Here is a 503-nt window from a genome sequence, read left to right on the forward strand (position 1 = left end):
CGACGCCCGGCTGGTCATCACGGCCGACGGCGGCTTCCGTGGCGGAAAACCCGTCCCCCTGAAGCAGAACGTGGATACCGCCCTGATCACCTGCCCCGGCGTCAAGAACGTCATCGTGGTCAATCGCACCAACTCGGGGATTCATCTCAAGGCTCCCCGTGAATTCTGGTGGCATGAACTCGAAGCCGACCCCGGCCTGCCCGATTACGTCCAGCCCGAAATCATGGACGCCGAAGACCCCCTGTTCATCCTATATACCAGCGGCAGCACCGGCAAACCCAAAGGCGTGGTGCACACCCACGGCGGTTATCTCCTGTATGCGGCCATGACCACGCGGCTGGTGTTTGATTTAAAAGACGACGAACTTTTCTGGTGTACGGCCGATATCGGCTGGATCACCGGCCACAGCTACATCGTCTACGGCCCCCTGATCAACTCCCTTACTTCCGTGATGTTCGAGGGCGTGCCGAGTTATCCGGATTTCGACCGGTTCTGGGCCGTGG

General features: G+C 60.2%; 1 protein-coding gene. It reads left to right on the top strand.

The window, feature by feature from the left end:
* Nucleotides 1-503, top strand: a 503-nt coding sequence (locus QMD53_07235; GenBank protein MDI6800427.1) for an AMP-binding protein, incomplete at both ends; no start/stop codon positions are given.

Source organism: Actinomycetota bacterium, assembly GCA_030017835.1.
Classification (GTDB): domain Bacteria; phylum Actinomycetota; class Aquicultoria; order UBA3085; family Oleimmundimicrobiaceae; genus Yes70-04.